General features: G+C 59.7%; 27 protein-coding genes and 1 pseudogene. 11 read left to right on the top strand and 17 right to left on the bottom strand.

The genetic code is table 11. The features are described 5' to 3' along the window. Positions 1 to 87: 87 nt before the first annotated feature. The 14 genes from ATO10_RS11265 to ATO10_RS11200 all read right to left on the bottom strand — a co-directional run bounded on the left by ATO10_RS11265 (position 88) and on the right by ATO10_RS11200 (position 12,574). Complete coding sequence (locus tag ATO10_RS11265; RefSeq protein ID WP_035251540.1) at positions 88 to 1,389, bottom strand: NAD(P)/FAD-dependent oxidoreductase; 1,302 nt, start codon at positions 1,387 to 1,389, stop codon at positions 88 to 90. After that, a complete protein-coding gene (locus ATO10_RS11260) occupies positions 1,386 to 2,741 on the bottom strand; it encodes a glutamine synthetase family protein (protein WP_035251537.1) in 1,356 nt (451 codons plus the stop codon). The genes ATO10_RS11265 and ATO10_RS11260 overlap by 4 nt, the downstream gene beginning before the upstream one ends. Then, positions 2,734 to 3,450, bottom strand: coding sequence for a type 1 glutamine amidotransferase (locus tag ATO10_RS11255; protein ID WP_051598105.1), 717 nt, complete (start codon positions 3,448 to 3,450; stop codon positions 2,734 to 2,736). Before ATO10_RS11255 ends, ATO10_RS11260 begins: the two co-directional genes overlap by 8 nt. Before the next feature lie 65 nt (positions 3,451 to 3,515). Beyond that, positions 3,516 to 4,850 (bottom strand): glutamine synthetase family protein, encoded by a 1,335-nt coding sequence (locus tag ATO10_RS11250; RefSeq protein WP_035251534.1) that lies wholly within the window; start codon positions 4,848 to 4,850, stop codon positions 3,516 to 3,518. Beyond that, complete coding sequence (locus ATO10_RS11245) at positions 4,847 to 5,653, bottom strand: ABC transporter permease (protein ID WP_035251533.1); 807 nt, start codon at positions 5,651 to 5,653, stop codon at positions 4,847 to 4,849. The genes ATO10_RS11250 and ATO10_RS11245 overlap by 4 nt, the downstream gene beginning before the upstream one ends. Continuing rightward, positions 5,650 to 6,534 carry an ABC transporter permease gene (locus tag ATO10_RS11240; RefSeq protein ID WP_035251531.1) on the bottom strand — a complete coding sequence of 295 codons (885 nt, stop codon included), beginning with the start codon at positions 6,532 to 6,534 and terminating at the stop codon, positions 5,650 to 5,652. Before ATO10_RS11240 ends, ATO10_RS11245 begins: the two co-directional genes overlap by 4 nt. Positions 6,535 to 6,601: 67 nt before the next feature. Beyond that, the gene (locus tag ATO10_RS11235) at positions 6,602 to 7,321 is read right to left on the bottom strand and encodes a transporter substrate-binding domain-containing protein (protein ID WP_035251529.1); all 720 of its coding nucleotides are present in this window, start codon (positions 7,319 to 7,321) and stop codon (positions 6,602 to 6,604) included. Positions 7,322 to 7,354: 33 nt separating this feature from the next. After that, a complete protein-coding gene (locus ATO10_RS11230) occupies positions 7,355 to 8,134 on the bottom strand; it encodes an ABC transporter ATP-binding protein (RefSeq protein WP_051598104.1) in 780 nt (259 codons plus the stop codon). 153 nt (positions 8,135 to 8,287) lie between these two features. After that, complete coding sequence (locus ATO10_RS11225) at positions 8,288 to 8,731, bottom strand: tellurite resistance TerB family protein (RefSeq protein ID WP_035251526.1); 444 nt, start codon at positions 8,729 to 8,731, stop codon at positions 8,288 to 8,290. Positions 8,732 to 8,746: 15 nt separating this feature from the next. Next, positions 8,747 to 9,163 carry a tellurite resistance TerB family protein gene (locus ATO10_RS11220; RefSeq protein WP_035251524.1) on the bottom strand — a complete coding sequence of 139 codons (417 nt, stop codon included), beginning with the start codon at positions 9,161 to 9,163 and terminating at the stop codon, positions 8,747 to 8,749. A 68-nt stretch (positions 9,164 to 9,231) separates the two neighbouring features. Continuing rightward, positions 9,232 to 9,909, bottom strand: coding sequence for a hypothetical protein (locus tag ATO10_RS11215; protein ID WP_035251521.1), 678 nt, complete (start codon positions 9,907 to 9,909; stop codon positions 9,232 to 9,234). A gap of 8 nt (positions 9,910 to 9,917) precedes the next feature. Continuing rightward, positions 9,918 to 11,561, bottom strand: coding sequence for a CTP synthase (locus ATO10_RS11210; protein WP_035251519.1), 1,644 nt, complete (start codon positions 11,559 to 11,561; stop codon positions 9,918 to 9,920). Between the two features lie 166 nt (positions 11,562 to 11,727). Continuing rightward, positions 11,728 to 12,096: a preprotein translocase subunit SecG gene (secG, locus tag ATO10_RS11205; protein WP_035251517.1), complete on the bottom strand. Its 369-nt coding sequence runs from the start codon at positions 12,094 to 12,096 to the stop codon at positions 11,728 to 11,730. 79 nt (positions 12,097 to 12,175) lie between these two features. Continuing rightward, positions 12,176 to 12,574: a DUF6524 family protein gene (locus tag ATO10_RS11200; protein ID WP_035251515.1), complete on the bottom strand. Its 399-nt coding sequence runs from the start codon at positions 12,572 to 12,574 to the stop codon at positions 12,176 to 12,178. A gap of 135 nt (positions 12,575 to 12,709) precedes the next feature. Between ATO10_RS11200 and ATO10_RS11195 the strand changes: the two genes are divergently transcribed. Further along, a complete protein-coding gene (locus tag ATO10_RS11195; protein ID WP_035251513.1) occupies positions 12,710 to 14,023 on the top strand; it encodes an adenylosuccinate synthase in 1,314 nt (437 codons plus the stop codon). Beyond that, the gene (locus tag ATO10_RS11190) at positions 14,023 to 14,283 is read left to right on the top strand and encodes a DUF2842 domain-containing protein (RefSeq protein WP_051598103.1); all 261 of its coding nucleotides are present in this window, start codon (positions 14,023 to 14,025) and stop codon (positions 14,281 to 14,283) included. Before ATO10_RS11195 ends, ATO10_RS11190 begins: the two co-directional genes overlap by 1 nt. Positions 14,284 to 14,317: 34 nt before the next feature. On the opposite strand, the gene ATO10_RS11185 is transcribed toward ATO10_RS11190, so the two are convergent. Next, positions 14,318 to 16,555 (bottom strand): hypothetical protein, encoded by a 2,238-nt coding sequence (locus tag ATO10_RS11185; RefSeq protein WP_155886755.1) that lies wholly within the window; start codon positions 16,553 to 16,555, stop codon positions 14,318 to 14,320. A 149-nt stretch (positions 16,556 to 16,704) separates the two neighbouring features. Between ATO10_RS11185 and ATO10_RS11180 the strand changes: the two genes are divergently transcribed. The 7 genes from ATO10_RS11180 to ATO10_RS11150 all read left to right on the top strand — a co-directional run bounded on the left by ATO10_RS11180 (position 16,705) and on the right by ATO10_RS11150 (position 23,504). Continuing rightward, positions 16,705 to 17,358 carry a thiamine diphosphokinase gene (locus ATO10_RS11180; protein WP_337588306.1) on the top strand — a complete coding sequence of 218 codons (654 nt, stop codon included), beginning with the start codon at positions 16,705 to 16,707 and terminating at the stop codon, positions 17,356 to 17,358. Positions 17,359 to 17,436: 78 nt separating this feature from the next. Further along, positions 17,437 to 18,219, top strand: a complete 783-nt coding sequence (rpiA, locus tag ATO10_RS11175) for a ribose-5-phosphate isomerase RpiA (RefSeq protein WP_035251508.1) — start codon at positions 17,437 to 17,439, stop codon at positions 18,217 to 18,219. 17 nt (positions 18,220 to 18,236) lie between these two features. After that, positions 18,237 to 19,595 carry a glutathione-disulfide reductase gene (gene gor, locus ATO10_RS11170; RefSeq protein ID WP_035251505.1) on the top strand — a complete coding sequence of 453 codons (1,359 nt, stop codon included), beginning with the start codon at positions 18,237 to 18,239 and terminating at the stop codon, positions 19,593 to 19,595. Positions 19,596 to 19,660: 65 nt separating this feature from the next. Next, positions 19,661 to 20,800 (top strand): FtsH protease activity modulator HflK, encoded by a 1,140-nt coding sequence (gene hflK / locus ATO10_RS11165; RefSeq protein WP_035251503.1) that lies wholly within the window; start codon positions 19,661 to 19,663, stop codon positions 20,798 to 20,800. A 2-nt stretch (positions 20,801 to 20,802) separates the two neighbouring features. After that, entirely contained in the window at positions 20,803 to 21,681 is an 879-nt protein-coding gene (hflC, locus tag ATO10_RS11160) for a protease modulator HflC (RefSeq protein WP_035251501.1), read from the top strand. Next, a complete protein-coding gene (locus tag ATO10_RS11155; RefSeq protein WP_035251499.1) occupies positions 21,681 to 21,875 on the top strand; it encodes a DUF2065 domain-containing protein in 195 nt (64 codons plus the stop codon). The genes hflC and ATO10_RS11155 overlap by 1 nt, the downstream gene beginning before the upstream one ends. 204 nt (positions 21,876 to 22,079) lie before the next feature. Continuing rightward, positions 22,080 to 23,504 (top strand): DegQ family serine endoprotease, encoded by a 1,425-nt coding sequence (locus ATO10_RS11150; protein WP_051598128.1) that lies wholly within the window; start codon positions 22,080 to 22,082, stop codon positions 23,502 to 23,504. A gap of 44 nt (positions 23,505 to 23,548) precedes the next feature. On the opposite strand, the gene ATO10_RS11145 is transcribed toward ATO10_RS11150, so the two are convergent. Beyond that, positions 23,549 to 24,085, bottom strand: coding sequence for a peptidoglycan-binding domain-containing protein (locus ATO10_RS11145; protein ID WP_081806514.1), 537 nt, complete (start codon positions 24,083 to 24,085; stop codon positions 23,549 to 23,551). A gap of 163 nt (positions 24,086 to 24,248) precedes the next feature. Between ATO10_RS11145 and ATO10_RS11140 the strand changes: the two genes are divergently transcribed. Together ATO10_RS11140 and ATO10_RS11135 are read left to right on the top strand one after the other, a co-directional pair. Then, on the top strand, positions 24,249 to 24,572 hold the full coding sequence (locus ATO10_RS11140; protein WP_035251495.1) for a 2Fe-2S iron-sulfur cluster-binding protein: 324 nt from the start codon (positions 24,249 to 24,251) through the stop codon (positions 24,570 to 24,572). Then, the gene (locus ATO10_RS11135) at positions 24,572 to 25,411 is read left to right on the top strand and encodes an FG-GAP repeat domain-containing protein (protein WP_081806506.1); all 840 of its coding nucleotides are present in this window, start codon (positions 24,572 to 24,574) and stop codon (positions 25,409 to 25,411) included. Before ATO10_RS11140 ends, ATO10_RS11135 begins: the two co-directional genes overlap by 1 nt. Positions 25,412 to 25,460: 49 nt before the next feature. Here the strand turns inward: ATO10_RS11135 and eno are convergent. Then, a pseudogene (eno, locus tag ATO10_RS16230) lies at positions 25,461 to 25,634 on the bottom strand (phosphopyruvate hydratase); the annotation flags it as partial.

Genomic DNA, 25,634 nt, shown 5'->3' with positions numbered 1-25,634 from the left:
TTCACCTTTTCTAAACTGCTCTTTCAGAAAATGTGTAAAGGAAGGATGTGAATCCGTAAAATGAATTCTTGTGAATTCTTTGCGACGTTACAAACCGATGCGATCCCGCAACGCGAACCAGCTCATGGCGAGTTTCAAAAGAGGCGACCGCATCGAAGCCCCGCCGGGGAACCGGCTGACGGGCAGACGGGCCATTACGTCAAACCCATCGCTTTGCCCTTCCAGGGCCTGCGCCATCAACATGCCTGCCAGCACCGACAGGGCCACCCCGTGACCGGAATAGCCTGAGGCGCTCATGACATTGGAGGCGGGGCGCGCGAAGTAAGGCAGGCGATTCATCGTAATCGCCAAGGTGCCGCCCCAAGCATAGTCGATGCGTGTGTTTTTCAGATGCGGAAAGACTTCAAGCATCGGTTTTTGAACGGTTTCTTTGATATCGGGAAATTTGTAGCCATAGCTTTCGCCACCGCCAAACAGCAGCCGCCCATCGCCAGACAGGCGGAAGTAATTGATCACGAACTTGCTGTCAGCAACCGCGACATCACGTGCCAGAACCCGCTTTGCGTTTTCTCCCAACGGTTCGGTGGCAACGATGAAATTGTTGATCGGCATTACGCGGGCCGCAACCTTACGTTCCAGCCCGCCCAGATACCCGTTGGCGGCAAGGATCACCTGATCCGCCGTCACGCGGCCCAGTTCAGATTGCACAACGGCGGGTTCGCCGGGGCGAATTTCCAGCACGCGGGATGTTTCGTGCAAAATGGCGCCGGCCTGCACGGCAGCTTTAGCCAGCCCAAAGGCCAACGACAGAGGGTGCAGATGCCCCGCGCCCATGTCCAAAGTCCCGCCCTTATAGGCGTCAGACCCAACAATAGCGCGGATTTCCTCGCGGTTTAGGGGGCTGATTTGGTCATAGCCATATTCGCGTTGCAGTTTCTCGGCATAGGCGTGGCTGTGCGGGACATCGCGGGCGTTCCAATCGGCGTGGACGATGCCGGGGCGATAGGCGCAGTCGATCCGGTGCTCGCGGATCAGGTCAGTGACCAGCGACTTGGCGTCTTCGGCCAGATCCCAAAGCAATCGCGCATCGCCTTGTCCGACCATGCGCTCCAGCGCGTCCTGTTCGACCCGCTGGCCCGAGTCAACCTGCCCACCATTGCGCCCTGAGGCGCCAAAACCCACGCGGTGGGCCTCAAGCAGGATCACTTTGCGCCCGGCCTGCGCCATGTGCAACGCGGCGGAAAGCCCGGTAAAACCGCCGCCAATAATGCAGACGTCGGCGTGATGTTCCCCCTTTAGCTGATCATAGGGCCCGGGCGGGGTTGCGGTGGCGGCGTACCAGCTGTCGGGGTACTGGCCGCGTTTGTCATTGGTGAAAAGCAGGTTCATACATTTAACAACAGATGCTCGCGTTCCCACGGGCTGATAACCTGCAGAAAAGCTTTGTATTCAAGGGATTTAACAGCGCTGTAAGCAGTACAGAACTGTTCACCCAGCACGTCGCGCAGGGCGGTATTTTCGGCAAAGAGATCCAGCGCTTCGTTCACCCCACGCGGAATGCCTTCGTCGCTATCATAGGCGTCGCCGACAAACTCCTGGCTTGGGGAACGTTGTTCAATCAGCCCCAGATAGCCGCAGGCCAACGAGGCCGCGATGCCCAGATAGGGATTGCAGTCCATACCCGCCAGACGGTTTTCCACCCGCCGGGCATCTGGCCCAGAGATCGGCACCCGCAGACCCGTGGTGCGGTTGTCGCGCGCCCAGGCCAGATTGATAGGGGCGGCGTGATCGCGCACGTAGCGGCGGTACGAGTTCACATAAGGTGCCAGCAACGCGATGGCCGAGGGCAGGTGGTGCTGCAGGCCGCCGATAAAGTGTTGAAAATAATGGGTTTCCGACCCGTCCGGGTTGGAAAAGATATTCACGCCGGTTTTGCTGTCGACGACCGAATGGTGGATGTGCATGGCGGACCCCGGTTCATCCTCGATCGGTTTGGCCATGAAGGTGGCATAGCAATCGTGGCGCAGGGCGGCCTCGCGGATCATCCGTTTGAAATAGAAAATCTCATCTGCCAGTTTCACAGGGTCGCCGTGGCGCATGTTCAGCTCGACCTGACCGGCGCCGCCTTCCTGCAAAATCCCATCAATTTCAAAGCCTTGCAGCTCGGCGAAGTCATAGATGTCGTCGATGACCGGGCCGTATTCATCGACCGCCGACATAGAGTAAGCCTGACGTGCCGCAGCCCGGCGGCCCGAGCGGCCCATGGGGGGCTCAATCGGCAGGGCGGGGTTGGTGTTGCGGGCAACCAGAAAGAACTCCATCTCGGGGGCAACGACCGGAGTCCAGCCTTTGTCTTGGTATAATTTTACCACTCTTTTCAATACGTTGCGGGGTGATATGGGCACCGGGTTGCCGTCTTGGTCGTTGATGTCGTGGATCACCTGAAGCGTCACATCTCCGGTCCAGGGCGCGGCGGTGGCGGTGTTGAAATCGGGGGTCAGCACCATGTCTGGTTCGGTCCAGGCCTCGCCCTCAATATCCGCCCAATCCCCTGTAATCGTTTGCAAAAAGATGGAATTGGGCAGGTAGAAATGGCTTTGCTTGGCGAACTTGGGGCCGGGCATGGCTTTGCCGCGCGCAACCCCTGCAAGGTCGGAAACGATGCATTCGACCTCGTCCAGATGGCGGCCTTGGATATAGGCCTGCGCGGCTTCGGGGATGGTGTCTGTCCAGTCAGCCATCTTGCACCTCGGGGGATGGTTTAATGTTTGTTTTAACGGATGTTTTAAAGAACGTCGCGATTTGTGCGCCAAACTTTAAACCATCATCGGGGGTTTTCAGCCGCTCTTGGGCCGCATTCAGCAACGCGTCGGGCACCACGCCCTGACCGCGATGGGTGATCAACCCCTGAATCATGTCGGCACCGAATTCGGGGTGGGGCTGCACGGTCAGCGCGTGATCGCCGTAGCGCAGAGCACCGTAGCGGCAAAAGGCGTTGCCGCCGATCACCTGAGCGCCGTCGGGCAGTTGCGTGACCTGATCCTGATGCCAGGCGTTGAGGGTAATGTGCTGGCCGTCGAGGACATAGTCGGTGGCGCCCACCGACCAGCCGCCCGAGAATTTCTCGACCGTGCCGCCAAGGGCCTGCGCGATGATCTGATGGCCAAAGCAGATGCCCACCATGGGCACGCGCGCGGCATAGACCTTGCGGATGAAATCCTGCAGCGGGGGAATGAAGGGCAGGTCTTCGTAGGCGCCATGGCGCGAGCCGGTCAGCAGCCAGCCGTCGCAGGCATGGACGTCTGCGGGGAAGTCCATGTCGACCACATCCCAGCGGCTAAAGGTGAACCCGTGCCCGGCCAGCAGCCGTTCGAACATGTCGGCATAGTCGCCAAGGGCGGGTGTCAGGCTGTCGGGGGCATGGCCGGTTTGCAAAAGGCCGATCTGCATGGGGAACCTGTCAATTGTTATAACACGCAAGCTACAGCGCCGATACGGGTCGGGCAAGGGCGGTGTCAGACGGTATCCAGATAGAGCGCGATCTGATCGGCGCGCTCCAACTGGGCATATTTCGTTGCTTCCTGTCTTTTGGTCAGGATCAGGTTTTCGATCAGTTGCTGGGGCAGGATACGGTGCATCACGGTGCTGGTTTCCAGTTCAGCAATTGCGGCCTGCCAACTGTCGGGCATTTGCGGCAGGTCCAGATCATAGGCGTTGCCGGTGATTGGGTCGGGCGGGGTCAGGGCGTCTTCGATCCCTGTTAGCGCCGCGCCAAGCACGGCGGCCAGCATCAGATAGGGGTTGATGTCACCGCCTGCGACGCGGTGTTCAATCCGGCGGGCCTTGGGGCTGCCGCCGGGCACGCGCACGGCGGCGGTGCGGTTTTCATAGGCCCAGCAGATTGAGGTCGGCGCATGGGCTCCCGGCACCATCCGATCATAGGAGTTGCCATGGGGCGCAAAGATCAGCCCCGAGGCCGGGATCGCCCGCAGGCACCCGGCAACGGCGGCCAGTAGGTCATCCGACCCACGCGCGGTGCCATCATCAAAGATGTTGTTGCCGTCATTATCCAGCACCGAAAAATGCGTGTGCATCCCGTTGCCTGCATAGTCGGGATAGGGTTTGGCCATGAAACTGGCCGCAAACCCGTGTTTGCGCGCCAGACCGTGCACCAGCATCTTGAACAGCCAGGCGTCATCGGCGGCTTTCAACGCGTCGTCCTGATGCATCAGGTTGATCTCAAACTGGCCCCAGCCGGATTCCGAAATCGCTGCGTCGGCAGGGATATCCATCGCTTCGCAGGCATCGTAAAGCTCGGTAAAGAAGCCATCAAACGCGTCCAGCGTGCGTAGTGACAGGGTGTCTGCGCCCAGTCGCCGTTTCCCTGAACGAGGGGAGGCGGGAACGCGCAATTCATCGCCGCTGTCGTCGATCAGGTAGAACTCTAACTCGGTCGCGACCACGGGGGTCAGGCCGCGTGCTTTGTAACGATCCTGCACCGCCGCCAGCGCATGACGGGGGTCTCCTGCAAATGGGGTGCCATCGTCATGAGACATCCACACCGGCAACAGCGCACTGGGGGCGTCCAGCCATGGCATTGGAACATAACCGCGCTCGGTCGGGTGCAGGGTGCCATCCGGGTCACCCGAGGCAAAAACCAGCGGGCTGTTTTCGATATCGTCGCCCCATATGTCCAGGTTCAGCACCGACATGGGAAAGCGCGTGCCACCCTGTTCGGCCTTGCCAGCAAACCGGGCCGGCAGGCGCTTACCGCGCGGTTGCCCGTTCAGGTCGCAGGCCGCGATGCGGATCGTATGGATTTCGGGGTGGGCGGTCAGATAGTCAGTCATCGGATGATTTGGGGTCTGATCTTGAGTTTCTTGCGCCGCGTATGCGGCAAGTGCCGGTTCAGGCGCCGGTTGATGAGCCCGAACCCGGCAATGACCGTCAGGGTCAACAGGATAAAGTAGAAGGCCAGGATCGGGTAGGGGACGAACGGGTTGAACGTCTTGTCGGCAAAGTAGCTGGCGTAATAGAGCGCGTCGCCCTGTTGTTTCAGCGTCGGAAAGCCAGAGAAAAACACCAGCGTTGTGGCGTGGAACAGAAAGATCGCCTCGTTGGTATAGGCGGGCCATGCAAGGCGCAGCATGGTCGGGAAGGTGACGCGGCGAAACCGCGCCCAGCCGGTCAGGCCGTAGGCATCGGCGGCCTCAAGATCGCCCTTGGGCACGGATTGCAGCGCGCCATAGAAAATCTCGCCCGAATAGGCGGCGGTGTTCAGGAACAGCACCACCAGCGCCCCCAGCCAAGCCGATGTCAGTGGCGAAAAGAACGGGACGGATTGTTTGAGCGACAGGAACAGGAAGTAGGCAAAGAAGAACTGTACAAAGAGCGGCGAGCCGCGAAAGACAAAGATGAACCATTCGGCCGGTTTGCGGATCGCCTTGATGTGTGAGGCTTTGCCGACCGCGACGCTGACCGCCAGAAAGAACCCGGCACACAGAGCCAGCACGCCGAAATAGATGTTCCACAACATGCCCGAGCCGATCAGCGTGAACTGTTGGCACAGGGTGAAATCTTCGCGCGGGAGCAGGCGTTCGCCAATGCCGATAGAGCGCAGGCTGTAATCCGCGATGGTCTCAAGGCAGCTCATGTTGCGGCCTTTCGTTGGGCCTCACCGGCGGCGGTGGCTTGTCCGTGGGTTAGCTTGGCCATGATGCGGTCCAGCACGATCTCGGACACCCGCGTAAAGCACAGGTAGAACACCATCAGCGCCATGAAATACCACATGCGCCAGTCGCCGTGCGGGTAGTCGGTGAAGCGGGCGTTCTTGGTGCCGCCCAGCTCGCGGGCCCAATAGACGATGTCTTCGACCCCCAGCAGGAACAGCAGGGGCGTGGCCTTGATCAGGATCATCCACAGGTTCGACAGGCCCGGCAGGGCATAGACCCACATCTGCGGCACCAGAACGCGCCAGAACGCCTGACGTTCGGACATGCCGTAAGCCTCGGCGGTTTCCATTTGGGCGCGGGGCACGGCGCGCATGGCGCCAAACAGAACGTTCGCGGCAAAGGCGCCAAAGACGATGGCAAAGGTCAGGACTGCCAGAAAGAAGCCGTAGGTTTCATGCACCCATTGCGGCGCGTTTGACAGCGGCAGTTTGGCGGCGGTGCACACGACGAAATCATTGCCCTGACGGATCGGGTGTTCCCAGTCGGGGCAGAATACCTGATGGCGTAGCCATTCAAATCCTTGGTCTAACGCAATGACAAAAAACAGAAAAAACGCGATGTCGGGCACGCCGCGCACGATCGAGGTATAGCCCTTGCCCAGCCATGCGATGGGCCAGATGCGCGACCGTGCGGCCGAAGCGCCCGCAAAACCAAACGCCAGCGCCACAGGTGCCGTGATGGCCAGCAACACCAGCACCACCACAACCGACACGTAAAGGCCCATGTGCTTGCCCGTGGTCAGGTAACAGCTGAGCCATGTCAGCCCCTCAAGCGAGGATGGATCGGTGCAGTAGGAAAACATGCAAGCCCGTCTTCAAATTGATGGGCCCGCGACGCGCGCGGACCCAAGGACCCGTTAAGGGATCAGATTAAAATTGCGAGGCAACTTCCCATTTGGCGATCAGCGCGTTCAGGGTGCCGTCTTCCTTCATCGAGGTGATGGCCGCGTCGAACTTGGCGCGCAGTTCAGCGTCGGATTCGCGCAGGCCCATGCCCACGCCACCGCCGATGGCCTCCATGCGGTCCAGCATCACCAGACCGTCGGTGCCGGCCACGGTATCAAGGAAGCTTTTGTCGGCAAGAACCGCGTCGGCCTCGCCGTTGCGTACGGCGGCAACGGTTTCTTCGGGCGTGGCGAATTCAATCAGGGTCCAGCCTTTTTCAGCGATAAAGCCCGCCTGAATGGTGGTGGCCTGTGCGGCGATCACCGCGCCTTCAACGTCCAGACCCGCGTCCAGCGCGACATAGGCCGAGGGATCTGGCGGAGTGTAAGGCTGGGTGAAATCAATCACTTCGTCGCGTTCGGCGGTGATGCTCATGCCCGCGATGATGGTGTCATAGTTGCCCGACACAAGGTTGGGGATGATGCTGTCCCAATCGTTCTTGACCCATTCGCAGGTCAGCTCGGCGCGTTTGCACAGCTCGTCGCCCAGCTCGCGCTCAAAGCCGTCGATTTCACCGGCGTCGTTGATGAAGTTCCATGGCTCGTAAGCGCCCTCGGTCCCCATCCGCACAACCGAATGACCGCCCGCAAGGGCCATGCTGGCTGTTACGGCCAAAGCAGCTGCGCCAAGTAGAAGATGTTTCATATTCTCAACTCCCATGTTGAAGGTTCTTGTTGTTCAGGCTGGCGCAGTCGCAGACAGAAACTGTTTCAGCCGTTCGGTTTGGGGATTGACCAGAATGTCGGCGGGATCGCCTTGTTCTTCGATCTTTCCCTGATGCAAAAACACGACCGTATCCGAGATATCGGCGGCCATGCGCATGTCATGGGTGACGATCAGCATGGTGCGGCCCTCGTTGGCCAGCGATTTGATGACCTTGATCACCTCTTGTTCGAGTTCCGGGTCCAGCGCCGAGGTCGGCTCGTCAAACAGCAGGGCGCGCGGCTCCATGCATAGCCCGCGCGCGATAGCGGCGCGCTGTTGCTGGCCGCCTGAAAGCTGTGCGGGGTAGGCATCGCATTTGTCGCCGATCCCGACCTTATCCAGATACTTGCGCGCTGACGCCTCAACCTCGGCCTTGTCGCGGCCCAGCACGGTGACCGGGGCCTCCATGACGTTTTCAAGGATCGTCATATGGGACCACAGGTTGAACTGCTGAAACACCATCGACAGGTTGGTGCGGATACGCATGACCTGTTTGCGGTCGGCGGGCACGCGGGACGCGCCTGTGCCCTTCCATTTGACCGGTTCGCCTTCGAACAGGATATCACCTTTTTGGCTGTTTTCCAAAAGGTTGGCGCAGCGCAGAATGGTGGACTTGCCAGAACCAGAGGAGCCAATCAGCGACACGACATCGCCCTTGTGGGCGACAATATCGACCCCCTTGATCACTTCGAGCGCGCCGAAGCTTTTGTGAAGGTTCTTAATCTCGATGACGGGCGGTTCGTTGAGTGGCACGTGAATCCGCTTATTTGTTGTGGGTCGACCCCAAGTTGGGCGCAAAAAACCCGCCTTGGCAACGTTTGATCCAGATTTACGCTGGGTCACGTCCACAAAACAGGCGCCGGACCGGGCCCGGCGCCATCAATTAAGCGTAGATGTTATAACAGTTCAAGCGAGTCGTGCTTCAACCCGCTTTCGGGCAAGGTTCGAGTCGCGGTCATTCACCCCCAACAGATTCGCCAGAAGGCGCAGTTGCGCGTCTTCTTCGTGGTCGCGAATGCCGTCGGCCAGAACCACCTGCCACAGGGCCTCGATCACGCCTTCGCGGTCTTCATAGGCGACGGCGTCTTTGATGGCGCGGGTAAAGCGGACTGTGTCGGGGGCTTCGGCCTCCATCGCTTCGCACTGGCGGCGCAGGGTCTGGGCGTCATTATCGGGCAGGCCATAGCGCGTGGCCAGAATCAGGTCGATCTGTTCGGCCTCTTCATGGGCGTATTCGCCATCAGACCGGGCAATGCGCACCATCAGCGCCCCCAAGGCAAGCCGGGCGTCATCATCGTTCAGCCGTTCGGGCTGAGGCTGGATCAAGCGGGAAAGGATATTACCAAACATGTCAGGTGATATAGGTCAGGCCTGGCGATCACGCAAATCCGCAGTGTCCACGCCCAGCGTATCGGAGATCGCGGTAAAGAGGCATTTTTCCTCGTTGCGCTCTACGCCGTCGGCCATGACTACATTCCAGACCTCTGCCACGATGGCAGAGCGCTCTTCGTAACAGACCAGCTCTTTGACCTTGGCGGCGAAGTCCTGCGTGTCGGGGGCGTCATGCTCTAGGTGCTCGCATTGGGCGCGCAGCTTCATCGCTTCGACTGGGTTCAGGCCAAAGCGGGCTGACAGGATTTTGTCGATCTGGCCGATCTCGGTTGCGTCATAGTGGCTGTCTGATTTGGCGACCCGCACCAACAAAGCGCCAAGTGCCAGCTGGGTGTCTGTTGCCTCAATAGGGGTGGGGCTGGACAGGCGGGAAAGCAATCCTTGAAACATGGGTGGTGCCGGGCCTTGAGATGTGTCGGTTTCCCAAGTGATAGCGGGCAGGAAGATGTGCGTCCAGCCTAACCCAGAAATGGCGCGCAGCCATACACAACGTCATCTATAGAGATTCCGCCCGGGTCGAGGTTCAGAACCTGTACGCCGGCGATGTCAGCGGCGCCTGCACTGCGGATAAACCCAAGATCGGAAATTCCTGCGGGCAGCCGCAGATCGTGCCGGTCAATCAACGCGCCATCGCGGCCAAAGAACAGCACCTCCACGGCGCCCAAATGCCCGGCCAGAGTGCCCAGATCATCTTCGTATTGGGTGTGCACTTTCAGGCCGAACTGACAGATGTCTTGGTCAAACAGAAAGGCGGCCATGCCCTCGCCGCGTGCCTGGGGATGGGGCTGACCCAAAGGCCCCAAAGGGTACAGAACATTCGAGTCAAAGACCCGGTGACGCGATACCGATAAGTTGGTGCCCGCAGGCCCCATGCGCAGGGTCAGCGGTGCCGAGGGGGCCGGGTTGGACAAGCTGTCGAACCGGTTGCCCAGATAGGTGATTTCATCCATCGCCTGACCGGCGAAATGTTCGCCGATATGGCCATCGTCAAAGGCCAGACCGTGGTCCAGATTGAACCCCGGATAGGCCTGTTCAGGCAGGGCATCAAAGCGGATTTCGCCGCGCGTGGCCTGCGCCACCTGATCATAGGGGGCAGGGTCGACCGGGCCAGCAACAGCCGCCCCGGCGCACAGCAAAGCCGCAATCAGACCAAGCGCGAGGTTTCCACCGCCGCGCGCACGAAGTCGGCAAACAACGGGTGCGGCGCGAAAGGTTTGGATTTGAGTTCCGGGTGGAACTGCACGCCGATGAACCAAGGATGATCTTTCCATTCGACAATCTCGGGCAGGCGGCCATCGGGCGACATGCCTGAAAAGAGCAGCCCCTGCTCTTCAAGCTTAGCACGGTATTTCGTGTCGACCTCGTAACGATGACGATGGCGCTCTTCGATCGCGGTGCCTTCATAGACCTGCGCAACCTTGGAGCCTTCGGTGAGGGTCGCCGAGTAAGCGCCCAGACGCATGGTGCCGCCTTTGTCGTCGCCGACTTTGCGGGCGACGGTCTTGTTGCCCTGCACCCATTCCTTGAGGTGGTAAACCACGGGGGTAAAACGTTTTTCTCCGGCTTCGTGGTCGAATTCCTCGGAGCCGGCATTCGCCATGCCTGCCACGTTACGTGCGGCCTCGATCACGGCCATCTGCATGCCCAGACAGATACCCAGATAGGGGATGCCACGTTCGCGAGCGAATTGCGCCGCTTTTATCTTGCCCTCGGTGCCGCGTTCGCCAAAGCCGCCGGGCACCAGAATCGCGTGAAAGCCTTCCAGATGCGGGGCCGGGTCGGTGGTGTCGAACACTTCGGCATCGACCCAAGACACGTTCACCTTGACCCGATTGGCCATGCCGCCATGGGTCAGGGCCTCTTTGATCGACTTATAGGCATCTTCCAACTGGGTGTATTTGCCCACGATGGCCACGTTCACCGCGCCATCGGTGTTGTGAATGCGGTCGGCCACATCTTCCCAGACACGCAGATCGGGCTTGGGAGCGGGCGAAATCGCAAAGGCATCCAGAACGGCCTGATCCAGCCCCTCGCGGTGATAGGCCAGCGGCGCTTCATAGATGGATTTCAGATCATACGCGGCCACAACGGCCTCTTTGCGCACGTTACAGAAAAGGGCGATCTTGCTGCGCTCTTTTTCCGGGATCGGCTGTTCGGACCGACACACAAGAATGTCGGGGGCGATGCCGATGGATTGAAGTTCTTTGACCGAGTGCTGGGTCGGTTTGGTTTTCAATTCGCCCGAGGCGGCCAGATAGGGCAGCAGCGTCAGGTGCATGAAAATACACTGGCCGCGCGGCTTGTCATGGCTGAACTGACGGATGGCTTCAAAGAAGGGCAGGCCTTCGATGTCACCCACGGTGCCGCCGATTTCACAGAGCATGAAATCAACCTCATCCTCGCCGATTGCAAGGAACTCTTTGATCTCATTGGTCACATGGGGGACGACCTGAATGGTTTTGCCCAGGTAATCGCCGCGACGTTCTTTTTCCAGCACGCTGGAATAAATCCGGCCCGAGCTGACGGAATCGGTGTTGCGGGCGGGGACGCCGGTGAAGCGTTCGTAATGGCCAAGGTCCAGATCGGTTTCAGCGCCGTCATCGGTAACGAACACCTCGCCGTGTTCAAACGGCGACATGGTGCCGGGATCGACGTTCAGATACGGGTCCAGCTTGCGCAAACGGACCGAATAGCCCCGCGCCTGCAACAAAGAGCCCAAAGCCGCCGAAGCAAGGCCTTTGCCCAATGATGAAACCACACCGCCTGTAATGAAAATGAACCGTGCCATAGGGCTGGCATCCCCCGTGATTGTTAGTTTGTTGGCTGCTTGATTCGGCCTGCAAAAGCCACAGCATCACGGGATTTAAGATATAACGGATTCGCACGCGCGCCGCAATAAGACCGCAAGATGCTGCGGCCCGAAAACGGGCCGGATCAACAATTAGTAGGTAGGATTACTCCGCGCGGGGCGGCAAAAGCGTGTCATCTGCGCTGGGAACGGGCGGCGGCAGCAGCGCGCTACCATCATCCGCAGGTACCGATTCTTCGGCTGCCGGTGTGCCCAAACGATCCAGAACCGAACTGTCAGCAGCATTGCGTGCGGCCATAACAGTCAACAGGATCGAGGTGCAGATAAAGGCGATTGCGAAGACCCAGGTCAGTTTGCCCATCGCCGAGGCAGCAGCGCGCCCCGACATGACGCCGGTACCACCGCCGCCGCCACTGCCCATTCCAAGACCGCCGCCCTCTGAGCGTTGCAGTAGCACGACGCCGATAAGGCACAGTGCTAGGATCAGATGGACGATCAGGAGTACGTTTTCCATAGTGGCAGGGCCCGGGGCTGTTCTTTGACGGCTCTACTTAGGCCCATGCGCGGGGTATCGCAACCCCTGTTGGGTGGGTTTACTGATCAATATCATCCATGTCGATCTGACCGGACAGGTGGCGCCGCACCATGCTCCAGCTTAGGCCAATGCCCAACACCACGGACATGGCGAAAATGCCCAGCCACAGGTTAAAGTGGCTGTTTTCCAGCGTCAGAACGCCCCAGTCGATCAGCACCCAAACCATGGTCCCAACCAGGGCAGCCACCAAAAACATGCCCGCCGCCCCGATAGAACGCAGCGTCGCACGCAGGTAAATGATATAGCCGATCAGAAGCAATAAGCCGAAGAAAACGGTCAGGGGCAGCTCTTGGGTATAAGAGCTGCGTGCCCATTGAACGTAATTCAGTTGCGTCGGGTTGAAGGTTACGCTCAGCAACAAGAACGCAAACACCCATCGCACGAAGATGCCCGTCATCTGTCCCTCTGGTTTTTACTAAGTGGTGCCGCAATGCGGCGTTTGTGTCCAGTCTTTTGCGTAAAACGCAATTGCGCTTGCCCTGTTCCCGAGTCTATACGGTGCCGGGTTTTCCTAAAGGATTAAGGATCAGCTATGGCCAATGTCGTCGTCGTCGGCGCCCAGTGGGGTGACGAAGGAAAAGGCAAGATCGTGGACTGGCTTTCAGAGCGCGCAGATGTAATTGCGCGTTTTCAGGGCGGTCATAACGCAGGCCATACGCTGGTCATTGATGGCAAGGTTTACAAGTTGCACGCGCTGCCCTCGGGCGTGGTGCGCGGTGGCAAGCTTTCGGTCATCGGCAACGGTGTGGTGCTGGACCCCTGGCACCTGCTGAAGGAAATCGAGACCGTTCGGGCGCAGGGCGTCGAGATTTCGCCCGAAACCCTGATGATCGCCGAGAACACCCCGCTGATCCTGCCGATCCATGGTGAGCTGGACCGCGCCCGCGAGGAAGCCGCGTCCAAAGGCACCAAGATCGGCACCACCGGCCGCGGCATTGGCCCGGCCTATGAAGATAAGGTGGGTCGTCGTTCGGTCCGCGTGGCCGATCTGGCCGATGATGCGACGCTTGTGGCCCGTGTGGACCGCGCCTTGCAGCACCACGACCCGCTGCGCAAAGGTCTGGGGATCGAGCCCGTCGACCGTGATGCGCTGATCGCGCAGCTGCGCGAGATCGCGTCTGAAATCCTGCCCTACGCCGCGCCGGTGTGGAAAGTGCTGAACGAAAAGCGCAAATCGGGCAAACGTATCTTGTTTGAAGGCGCACAAGGCGCGTTGCTGGACATTGATTTCGGGACTTACCCGTTTGTGACCTCGTCCAACGTGATTGCAGGCCAAGCCGCGACCGGTGTGGGCATCGGCCCCGGCTCGATTGACTACGTTCTGGGCATCGTGAAGGCCTATACCACACGTGTGGGCGAAGGCCCGTTCCCGACCGAGCTGCTGAACGCCGATGGCAGCCCCGATGCCGATGGTCAGCGTCTGGGCGAGCGCGGGCACGAGTTTGGCACCACCACCGGCCGTCAGCGTCGTTGTGGCTGGTTCGATGCTGCATTGGTGCGCCAGACCTGCGCGACCTCGGGCATCAAGGGCATCTGCCTGACCAAGCTGGACGTGCTGGACGGGTTCGAAACCCTGAAAATCTGTGTCGGTTACGATCTGGATGGTGAAAAGCTGGATTATCTGCCCACCGCCGCTGATCAGCAGGCGCGCTGTACCCCGATCTATGAAGATATCGACGGCTGGTCGGAATCGACCGAAGGCGCGCGCAGCTGGGCCGATCTTCCTGCAAACGCCATCAAATATGTGCGCCGCGTCGAAGAGCTGATCGACTGCCCGGTGGCCCTTGTTTCCACCAGCCCGGAGCGGGAGGACACCATTCTGGTGACCGACCCGTTTTCTGACTGATGGCGCTGTCGTACAAAGCGCGCCGGCGTTGGTCTTTGGTGATCCTGCTGCTGGGATTGCCCGCCTATATTGCCGCCGTCTGGTGGGTGCTGAGCCTGTTTGATGAACGCCCTGGTTTGTTGATCGAACTGGCGGTCTATATTGTGCTGGGTATTCTGTGGGCGCTGCCCTTTAAGTTCGTCTTCAAAGGTGTCGGTCAGGCCGACCCGGACGTCGCGCAAGGCGCTGATACAGAAACGAAAAAGGCGGAAGACCAATAGGTCCTCCGCCGACACTCGTCACCACAATCGTCAGTTATCGGGGTATAAACCGCGATGTTTGAGAAATGGTGAACCTACCGCGTTTAACTTTCTCGATCCGGCCCTCGCGCAGCAAGGCGCCAAAGGCGCGCAGACCGTCTTCGCGGGCAAGGGGCTGATCGCCCATGGCCTCGGATACCAGCCCCATGACCTGCGGGCGGGTAAAGAACTCCTGATTTTCGACCGCGATGGAATAGGCGGCAGCTGCCTCTAGCAAGTCGGGCAGTTTATCGGCGCCCATACGTTCCGCAAAATCCGAGAAACCATCTTCATCGGCAAAGATGTTGCCTGCATCCGGGGCGCGTGCATCCAGCAGGTCTTCATCCTGCAGCGCCAGATTGCCTGAACGACGGTGCGCCACGCGGGGGGCAGGGGCGGCAGGCTGTGCGGGCGCGTCGTCGATGCGCTGCTCGGATACCAGCATCAGCGGTGGCATCTTTTCGGCTTTGGCCGGACGCACCACTTTGGCCAGATCATCGCGATAGCTTTCGCGCGCCTCTTCTTCGGCCTCATCTCCGGCTTTCCCACGTCCAAAACGCTCTGCGGCGGTGGCGGCAACAGCGGCTTTCAGATGCGCGATGGCGGAACGTTTGCGGCGATGTTCAGAGCCTTCCAGCTTGGTATTCACCTCGCTGACAAGACGCGACACAGCGTTGTCATCGCCATTCAGCCCCGAGGCCTTAAGACGATCACGACCGTCGGAATGATCCTCGGACCCGCGGGCAGAATCGCGCTCGACCTCGGCCAGTTCGGCCATCAGTTCGGCTTCGGCCTCGGCGGATAGGGTCGATTCGGCGGCCGGGGTCGGTTCTTGCGTCGCCGCGGGCTGCGGCGCGTCGTCAATCAGGTCGGCGCGTTTGACTTTCAAGACGCGGGCGCGGGCCCGCGCGGCGGCTTCGGTACGCCCTTCTCCGGCTTCGGGATCGCTGTTGCGCGCTTGTTCAGCGGCTGCGCGACGTGCGCGACGGCGTTCAGCCCGCTCTTCGTCGCTCATCTTCTTGCGACGTACGATAACACGACCCGCCAGCGGCGACTCTTCGTCATCAATCATGTCGGTGTCGACATGAGAGTCATCTGGCGCAGTCTGGGTAAACGCGTCGTCCAGTGTCTCGTCGAATTCGGGGGCATCGGCCAGCGCGTCGTCGTCGTCGGCTTCAGGTTCGGCCAGCGTCTCTTCTTCGAGAGCATCTTCAATCAGTTCGTCGCTCAGCGATGCGTCGTCTTGCAGATCGTCTTCATCCAGAGCGACCTCATCCAGAAGGTCCTCGTCAAAGTCTTCGACCGGCTCTTGCGACATCAGCGGAGCAGGAGCGTCTATGGCCTGCTCAACTTCCTCGGCAGCCTCTTCGGCGGGCAGGTTCAGTTCAAACGGTTCTTCTTCTGCCTCGTCCTCGAATTCGGCCTCGTCTTCGAACTCGGCGATATCTTCAAGCGCGACCTCTGCTTCAGTGTCGGCATGCTGATCTTCGCTGAACTCAGGCTCGGGCTCGGCTTCGGGTTCCTGATGCACAGCGGCACGGATGCGGGCCAGCTTTGCAGCCACATTGCCCAGATCTTCGTCAGGCTCGGCAGGTTCAGGCGCGTAGTCTTCTTCGGGGATCGCAACGGCTTCAAGCACGGGCTCGGCCTCGGCTTCAAAGCTGTCAGCCAGCTCTGCGTCGCCCAGAATGTCTTCTTCGATGGCAGGCAGGTCGGTCTCTTCGGCAAGCTCTGCTTCGGCTTCAAAGGCGACTTCTTCCTCAGGCGTTTCCTCAATCGGGGCGACTTGCGGAACGGGCGCGGCTTCAGCGGTCGGTGTCTCGACGATGTCTTCCATCGCGGTTTCGACCGGCGCGTCTTGCTCGGGTTCTGCTTCGACGACCGGGGCCGCAACAGGGGCCATTGGGGCGGGGGCGGGTTGAGGAGCAGCGGCAGGTTGGGGCGCAGGAGCCTGTTCAATCGCAGGTGCAGCGGCTGGCACTGCCTGAGCTTCGGGCGCATCGGTCGGGCGCAGGACAACGCCGTCGCCATCAACGCGCGCTTCAACACGTTTGCTGATTTCGCGTTCCGCGATCCGTTGCAACATCTCTGCATCCGGGGTCGGAGGTTCCGCCCCAAAGTAACGGTCATCCGCAGCGAGGTCCCGGAAGTACTCGGCAATGGCCTTCATCGTGCCAAAGGAATCATCGAATCCCTCTAGCGTGCAGGAGAAAGTGCCGTATGACACCGTTAGAATTTTACTCGCACCAACCATTACTTGCTCGTGTCCTCTCACAATTTGTGATGACCTGTTTACCATAGGCTGTTTCCTGAAATGGAACAGAACTGGGATTTTTGGGGGGATTAATCATGACAAGAATGTGTTTTATTGCCCCAAATGAGCAAGAATAGGGCGCGTGCGGTGTGATTGTAGATGTATCGGAAATGATCACCCTTGTTGGCGGCGGTGATCTGGCCGCGGAAGACCTGCAGGCTGCGTTAACCATTGCGCCGGTGCTTGTCGCAGCAGATAGCGGGGCTGACAAAACCCTGGCGGCCGGTGTCGTCCCGCAGGCGGTGATCGGGGATTTGGATTCTATTTCACCCGGTGCGCGCGCAGCCGTGCCGGAAAGCGCGATACATCACATCCCGGAACAAGACAGCACTGATTTCGACAAAGCCTTGCGATCAGTGAAAGCGCCGCTGGTCCTGGCGCTGGGCTTTCTTGGCGCGCGGCTGGATCATTCGCTGGCGGCCTTGAACGTTTTGGTACGACAGCCACAGCAGCCTTGCATCTTGATCGGGGAACAGGACGTGGCGTTCTTGTGCCCGCTTGAACTCCGCATGACTTTGCCGGTTGGCACGCGGTTTTCGTTGTTTCCCATGGGTCCGGTTCAGGGCCAGAGCACCGGGTTGCGCTGGCCGCTTGAGGGGCTGGAATTTTCACCGACAGGGATGATTGGCACATCAAACGAGGTTTGCGGTGACCCGCTTAGGGTTACCCTTGACGCGCGGGCCATGATTGCCATGGTCCCACGTACACATCTGAAGGCGGTGATAAAATCCCTAACAGCTTAGGCGCAATTGGGCACGATTCACACTCGCCCCTGCATCGTTGATCTAATATAACATCTCAAACCCTCGCAGGAGACCACAATGACCGGAGAGCTTTCCCCCATCGACAAAGCCAAGTTCGTGGCTGCGAAACGGGCTGTCGATTATGTGGAGGATGGCATGCGGGTCGGGCTGGGAACCGGATCGACCGCAGCATGGATGGTACGGTGTCTGGGAGAGCTGGTGCGCGATGATGGGCTGCGTATCCGGGGCGTTCCGACCTCTACGCGCACCGCAGAGCTGGCGCGGCAGGTCGGCATTGATGTCATCAGTCTGGATGAAGCCAAATGGCTGGACCTGACCATTGATGGCGCCGATGAATTTGACGAGAACCTGAACCTGATCAAAGGCGGCGGCGGCGCGCTGTTGCAGGAAAAGATCGTGGCCACCGCCTCGGATCGCATGATTGTGATTACCGACGCCGCCAAGGAAGTCGCGCAGCTGGGCAGCTTTGCTTTGCCGGTCGAAGTGATCCCTTTTGGCTGGCAGACAACCAAGGCGCTGCTGGAAGAAACACTCATCAATCTTGATGTTTTGGGGCGTGAAACCTCGTTGCGGATGAATGGTGACGCGCCTTTCGTCACCGATGAAGGCAACTTCATTCTGGATCTCCACCTGATCCGCATCGGCAATGTCCGACAACTGGCGCTGGTGCTAAATCAGATCCCCGGGGTGGTTGAAAACGGGCTTTTCATTGATATCTGCGACATCGTGGTGATCGGGCATGGCGACGGGCGTGTCGAATTGCGCGACATCAATGAAGGCACCGTGCAGGAAGACAAAATCGACTTCCTCGACAATGACAACATGTTCTCAGACCTCTGAAAGGGGCAATCGATCCCATGACTTTTGACTACGATCTGTTTGTGATCGGGGGCGGCTCGGGCGGCGTGCGCGCGGCCCGTCTGGCCGCCAGCGAAGCCGGTGCCAAAGTAGCTTTGGCCGAAGAATACCGCATGGGCGGAACCTGCGTGATCCGCGGCTGCGTGCCCAAAAAGCTGATGGTGTTTGCCTCGAGCTATAAAGACGGGTTCGAAGATGCCCGCGCCTATGGCTGGGACGTGCAGGATGGGGCCTTTGACTGGGATCTGTTCAAAGGCAAAATGCATGCTGAACTGACCCGGCTGGAAAGCATCTATACCACCAACCTGGGCAAGGCCGGGGCCGAGATATTCCACCAGCGTGCCGTGGTGAAAGACGCCCATACGGTGCAACTGGCCGATGGCCAGACCTTTACGGCCAAACATATTCTGGTGGCCACAGGCGGGCGCCCGTTCATCCCCGAGTTTGAAGGCAGCGATCTGGCGATCACCTCGAACGAGATGTTCCATCTGGATGCCTTGCCCAAGCGCCTGCTGATCGTGGGCGGTGGTTTTATCGCTTGTGAGTTCGCCTGCATCATGAACGGGCTGGGTGTCGAGGTGACGCAGTTCTATCGCGGTGAACAGGTTCTGCGTGGCTTTGACAACGAAGCCCGCGGTCACGTGGCCGATCTGATGCGCGAAAAGGGTGTGAACCTGCATGTGGGCACCGACGTTTTGTCGATGGCCAAAACCGATGACGGGATCGCGGTGAAATCCTCGACCGGGCATGATGGCACGTTTGATGCGGTTATGTATGCCACGGGCCGTGTGCCGAACTCGGCTGGTCTTGGTCTGGATGAGCTTGGCGTGAAAACGGCGCGCAACGGTGCGATCGAGGTCGATGACTATTCGCAAACCGCGGTACCCTCGATTTATGCCATTGGCGATGTGACGGATCGCGTAAACCTGACGCCGGTTGCAATTCGCGAAGGCGTGGCCTTTGTGGAAACCGTGTTCCACGGCCGCCCCACCAAGCCCGATCATGACCTGATTCCAGCCGCTGTTTTCACCCAACCTGAACTGGGTACGGTCGGCCTGACCGAGGAAGAAGCCGCCGCCAAAGAACCGATCGAGGTCTATTCCGCGGCTTTCCGTCCGATGCAGTCGCTTTTCGCTGGTCGTGACGACCGTGTCATGATGAAACTGATCGTAAGTCAGACCACGCGCGTCGTGCTGGGGTGCCATATCGTTGCGGATCATGCCGGAGAGCTGATCCAGCTGGCGGGCATCGCCATCAAGATGGGGGCAACAAAAGAAGATTTTGATCGCACTGTCGCGGTGCATCCCACCATGTCCGAAGAGCTGGTGACGATGAAAACACCGACGCGCAGAACTTGATTTTACGGGGCTTTCGCCCCAGTTGATGTAAAGACCAACCGACACGAGAAGAGGTAGAAACCTGCATGTCTGGAAATAACGGCGGCCCCTGGGGAGGGGGCGGATCTGGCGGCGGCGGTGGGCAAGGCCCACGCGGCGGCGGCCGAGGCCCCGGCGATGATGGCCCGCAGATCCCTGAGATCGACGAGATTATGAAAAAAGGCCAGGAACAGCTGAAAGTGCTGATGGGCGGACGCGGGGGCGGTGGTCGCCCCAACGGGCGTCCTGGCGGTGGCTCTGGCGGGCCGGGCCTGACCAAGGGTACGCTCTTTTTGGGGGCAGTCGCAGCGTTGGTACTTTGGGCGCTGGCCTCGTTTTACACCGTGAAGCCCGAAGAACAGTCAGTAGAGCTGTTCTTGGGGGAATGTCGGGGCACCTGTGTCGGCAACCCGGGCCTGAACTTTGCGCCTTGGCCGATTGTGACCCGTCAGGTTCTGCCGGTGACGCGTGAACAGACCGAAGATATCGGGGTGAGCAGTGCGGGCGCGGATGCGGGCCTGATGCTGACCGGCGACGAAAACATCGTCGACATTGATTTTCAGGTCGTCTGGAACATCAACGATGCTGCCAAGTTCCTGTTCAACCTGCGCGATGCGCGCACCACGATCCGCGCCGTGTCGGAATCGGCCATGCGTGAAATCATCGCTCAGTCCGATCTGGCACCGATCCTGAACCGCGACCGTGGTCAGATCGCTGAACGCCTGAAAGAACTGATCCAGTCGACGCTGGACAGCTATGACAGTGGGATGAACGTTGTGCGTGTGAACTTTGACAAGGCCGACCCGCCGCGCGAAGTGATCGACAGCTTCCGTGAAGTTCAGGCTGCTGAACAGGAACGCGACCGTTTGGAAAAGCAGGCGGATGCCTATGCCAACCGCGTTGTAGCAGGGGCCCGTGGTGAAGCCGCTCAGAAACTGGAAGAGGCCGAAGCCTATCGCGCGCAGGTCGTTAACGAAGCTGTAGGTGAAGCCAGCCGTTTCACCGCCGTTCTGAACGAATATCGCAAAGCGCCTGAAGTGACACGTAAGCGTCTGTACCTTGAAACCATGGAGCAGGTGCTGGGCGACGTAGACAAGATCATCCTGGATGATCAGGCCGAGGGGGGACAGGGTATTGTGCCTTACCTGCCGCTGAACGAGCTGCGTAAGCCGGCTGGGGGGAACTGATCATGAAAAAGACCACATTCCTTCTGCCCATCGTGGTGTTGGTGATTGCCGGGCTGTTGTCCTCGGTGTTCATCGTCTCGGAAACGCAAAAAGCGCTGGTACTTCAGTTTGGCCGGGTTGTTGCGGTTAAAGAAGAGCCGGGGCTGGCGTTCAAAATCCCGGCGATCCAGACCGTTGTCTATTATGATGACCGTATCCTGAGCCGCGATGTTGACCCGCTGGAAGTGACCCCGCTGGATGACCGTCGTCTGGTTGTGGACGCCTTCGCGCGCTATCGCATCGCCGATGTGAACCAGTTCCGCGAGGCTACTGGTGCCTCGGGCGATCAGGCGATTGAAATCGCCGGGCGTCGTCTGGATTCGATCCTGCGTTCGGAAACCCGGGAAATTTTGGGTTCGGTCAGCTCGAACGATATCCTCAGCTCGGACCGTTTCGCGCTGATGCTGCGTATTCGGAACGCCGCCATTGCCGAAGCCCGCGGTTTGGGGCTTGAGGTGATCGACGTACGTCTGAAACGCACCGACCTGCCAGAGCAAAACCTTGCCGCCACCTTTGCCCGGATGCGGGCTGAACGGGAACGCGAGGCCGCAGACGAGGTCGCACGCGGTGAAGAAGCCGCGCAGCGTGTGCGTGCACAGGCCGACCGGACGGTGGTGGAACTGGTTTCCGAAGCCAACCGTCAGTCTGAAATCGTACGTGGTGAAGCAGATGCTGAACGCAACGCGATCTTTGCCGAAGCCTATGGTGCCGACACGGAATTCTTTGAATTCTACCGGTCTCTGACCGCCTACAGCCGCGCGCTGCAGGGGGGCAACTCGTCGATGGTGCTGTCGCCTGACAGTGAATTCTTTGAGTACCTGAAACAGGCCGAGCGCCCCTGATGGGCACATTGATACTGGCCATTGGTTTGGTCCTTGTCTTCGAGGGGCTGGTGTTCGCACTGGCCCCTTCGCGTTTGGAAGACCTGATCAAAGCGATTGAAGACATCCCGCCAGACACCCGCAGACTGATCGGATTGTTGGCAATTGGTGCGGGTGTTGCTTTGGTTTGGCTTGCCCAAAGCCTTGGCACCTGAGAAGGTGGGCGTAAGCCCGGGGCCTTCACACTCGCGTGAAGTTTCGGTGAAAAGTTTGATTATGTGATCATGCTTCCCATGTGAAGAAGAAGCAGATTGCGGGCGCCGGCAGTGCCGTGCCCATACCAACAAGAACAGGAGGGTTCTGATTTGCAAGCCAAGTCCATTTCCATCCCTGCCGAGCAGGCTCAGCATCAAAGCCGTATGCGCCTTATGTGGGTGATGGCGTTGGGGGCCGTGCTGGTGCTTGCGCAGGCCATGGCCGCCACCGCGCGCGGCATGCCCGAAAGCTTTGCGGATCTGGCCGAACAGGTCAGCCCTTCGGTGGTGAACATCACCACATCGACCACCGTGGAGACCTCGGCGGGGCCAGGGCCTCAGCTGCCAGATGGTTCTCCGTTCGAAGATTTCTTCCGTGACTTCATGGACCCCAATGGTGATCAGCCCCGTCAACGCCGCAGTCAGGCGCTTGGGTCGGGCTTTGTGATTTCCGAGGATGGGTTCATCGTCACCAACAACCATGTCATCGAGAAAGCCGATCAAATCACCATCGAATTTTTCTCGGGCAAAGAACTGGAGGCAACAGTTGTTGGTACCGACCCAAAAACCGATATCGCGCTGTTGAAGGTCGAAAGCGATCAACCGCTGCCGTTCGTGCCTTTTGGCGACAGTGATCTGGCCCGTGTCGGTGACTGGGTGATGGCCGTGGGCAACCCGCTGGGACAGGGTTTCTCGGTTTCTGCCGGGATCGTATCCGCCCGCAACCGTGCTCTGTCGGGCACCTATGATGACTTCATCCAGACCGATGCGGCGATCAACCGGGGCAACTCGGGCGGGCCGCTGTTTAATACCGACGGTCAAGTGATCGGCGTTAACACCGCAATCCTGTCTCCGAATGGTGGGTCCATCGGCATCGGTTTTTCGATGGCGTCCAATGTGGTGACCAACGTTGTGGATCAACTCAAAGAGTTCGGTGAGACCCGCCGCGGCTGGCTGGGTGTGCGCATTCAGGATGTGACCCCGGATGTGGCCGAAGCCATTGGTCTGGAAAGCGCCTCGGGCGCTTTGGTGACCGACGTGCCAGAAGGCCCCGCCAAAGAGGGCGGTATCCTGTCGGGTGATGTGATCATGTCGTTTGATGGCACTGACGTGGCGGATACCCGCGAACTGGTGCGCATGGTCGGCAACTCTGCCGTAGGTACTTCGGTGCGCGTGGTTGTGTTCCGCGAGGGCAAGACCCAGACGCTGAAGATCACGCTGGGCCGTCGTGAAACGGCTGAAAACGCGGTCCCTGCCGTGCAGCCTGTACCCCAGGAAGAGCCGCAAGAGACGGATGTTTTGGGCATGACCCTGACCCCGATCACCGATGAAATGCGCGCGCAACTGGAATTGCCCGACGGCATGGAGGGCCTTGTGGTTGCCAATGTCGACGAGTCCAGCGCGGCCTATGAAAAAGGTCTGCGTGCCGGTGACGTGATTACCGAAGCTGGGCAGCAGAAAGTTTCTGCGGTCGCTGAGTTCCAGGATCGTATCGGCGAGGCAAAAGAGGCAGGACGCAAGTCGCTCTTGCTGTTGATCCGCCGTCAGGGCGAGCCGCGTTTCGTTGCGATCTCGATCGACGAAGAGTAAACGCGCAAGACACCAAACAGTTTCAGGGGCGCCTTTGGGCGCCCCTATTCATTGAAGTCATAGTCTACGATGCCAAGTTGGCGCGCTGCCGCCATAGACAGAATTCCGCTGTCCAGCCCCTGTTCTGACTGAAACCTGCGCACCGCACGTTTGGTGGCGGTGTTCACTTCACCACTGATCGGCCCGCGATAATGCCCGCGGGCCTGTAGCGCGCGCTGCAACGTGGCAATGAACTCGGCGTCCATCTGGCCGTCACAGGGCGTCTCAAACCAAATCTCACGCCGTTCACGCACGATGCGTTGCTGGGTTTCGGTCTTGTACAGGGCAGGGGCGATCACCGCCCCGTCCGAGGTGACTTGGGCGGGTTGCAACAGAACCTGTTCCGTCACGGTTTCCACCACAGCCGGGGTCACGTCTGTACCCCAGCAGGTGCCGGGTTTGGCGCCGGGGGGCGGGGTGTCATGGCTGTGCGTGAGCTGCCCGTCTTCCAGACGTGTGACGCCCGCGCCAGACAGGCTGTTCTGGCAGGCCGTAAGGCTGATAGCGGCCGCAAGGGCCACAAGGGTAGGGCGGGTGATCATATCTGTCTGCTCTGCCAAGGCTCTGAGGGGCCTGATTGCCTTCTATCATAGCTCTTTTGTCACGCCCAAGAAAGTGCGAAGCCCAATCTTGCTACGGGACTGGCAAATCGGGCGGGCGCGCATTATCTGGGGGTGGACTTGAATCAGACGACCAGAGGGCAAGATGGCCAAGATTACTTATGTCGAGCACAATGGAACCAAGCACGAAGTGGACGTGGCCGCAGGGCTGACCGTCATGGAAGGCGCGCGTGACAACAATGTACCGGGGATCGAGGCCGATTGTGGGGGGGCTTGCGCCTGTTCGACATGCCACGCCTATATTGATGGCGATTGGTATGCCAAAGCCGGCGATATGGAATCCATGGAGCAGGACATGCTGGATTTTGCCTTCCAGCCCGAAGCCGGGCGCTCGCGCCTGACCTGCCAGATCACCGTCACCGAGGATATGGACGGTCTGGTGGTGCAACTTCCCGAACGCCAGATCTAATGCTTTTGCGCGGCGCTTTCCTTGCCGGGATGGCCGCGCTTGTGGCCTCTGGCGCGCAGGCCTGCGATGCCATCACCGATGGGATCGGCCTGCCCGGGCGCTTTGCCGAGGTCACCTTCAGCAACACAGCGCCGCGCGGACAGCACGAAAACTGGATCGCCGCCGATGCACAGCTGGTGATGCATGCGGGCTTTGATGTTTTGACCTCGGAATATGGTCACAACATCATGGGCCCGCTGCGCGACACCAAAGAGCTGGCCATCCATGTGCGTCAGGCAGGTGACACCAGCCGGATCACCTGCCCCAAAGGGGTGGTATTGCCCGAAGGTCAGGTGTTTGAGGACATCGCCCCACGTCTGGTGGATGTCGATGGCGATGGCCTGCCCGAAGTGATCACCGTTCAAAGTGACGTCAAACTGGGCGCGCGTCTGGCGATTTATGACCGGCGCGGCAAACTGGCGGCCGCCACGCCCAACATCGGGCGCACCAACCGTTGGCTGGCGCCCATTGGTGCCGCCGATCTGGATGGCGATGGCTATATTGAAATCGCCTATATCGACCGTCCGCATCTGGCCCGCCTGATGCGCGTGTGGCGCTATAAGAACGGCAAGCTAGAGCTGGTCGCCGAGCGTGACGGGCTGACGAACCACCGCATTGGCGAAGATTTCATTTCCGGCGGTGTGCGCGATTGCGGGCAGGGGCCCGAGCTGATCACCGCCAATGCGGATTGGTCTCGTGTGATGGCGACGACTCTGTCGGACGGGACGTTGCGCGCGCGCGATATTGGCCCGCACACCGGCCCAAGCAGTTTCCAAAACGCACTGGCCTGCAAAAAATAAAGCCCCGCTGTTGCCAGCGGGGCTTCGAATTTTTAACGAAAAATTCGGATCACTTCAGGATCGAACGACCCGCGTACTCAGCGGTTTCGCCCAGCATTTCCTCGATGCGGATCAGCTGGTTGTATTTCGCCAGACGGTCCGAACGCGACAGTGAGCCGGTTTTGATTTGGCCACAGTTGGTCGCCACGGCCAGGTCGGCGATGGTGGCGTCTTCGGTTTCGCC

The organism is Actibacterium atlanticum (assembly GCF_000671395.1).
Taxonomy (GTDB): Bacteria; Pseudomonadota; Alphaproteobacteria; order Rhodobacterales; family Rhodobacteraceae; genus Actibacterium_D; species Actibacterium_D atlanticum.
This window is presented reverse-complemented; position numbering and strand designations above follow the sequence as displayed.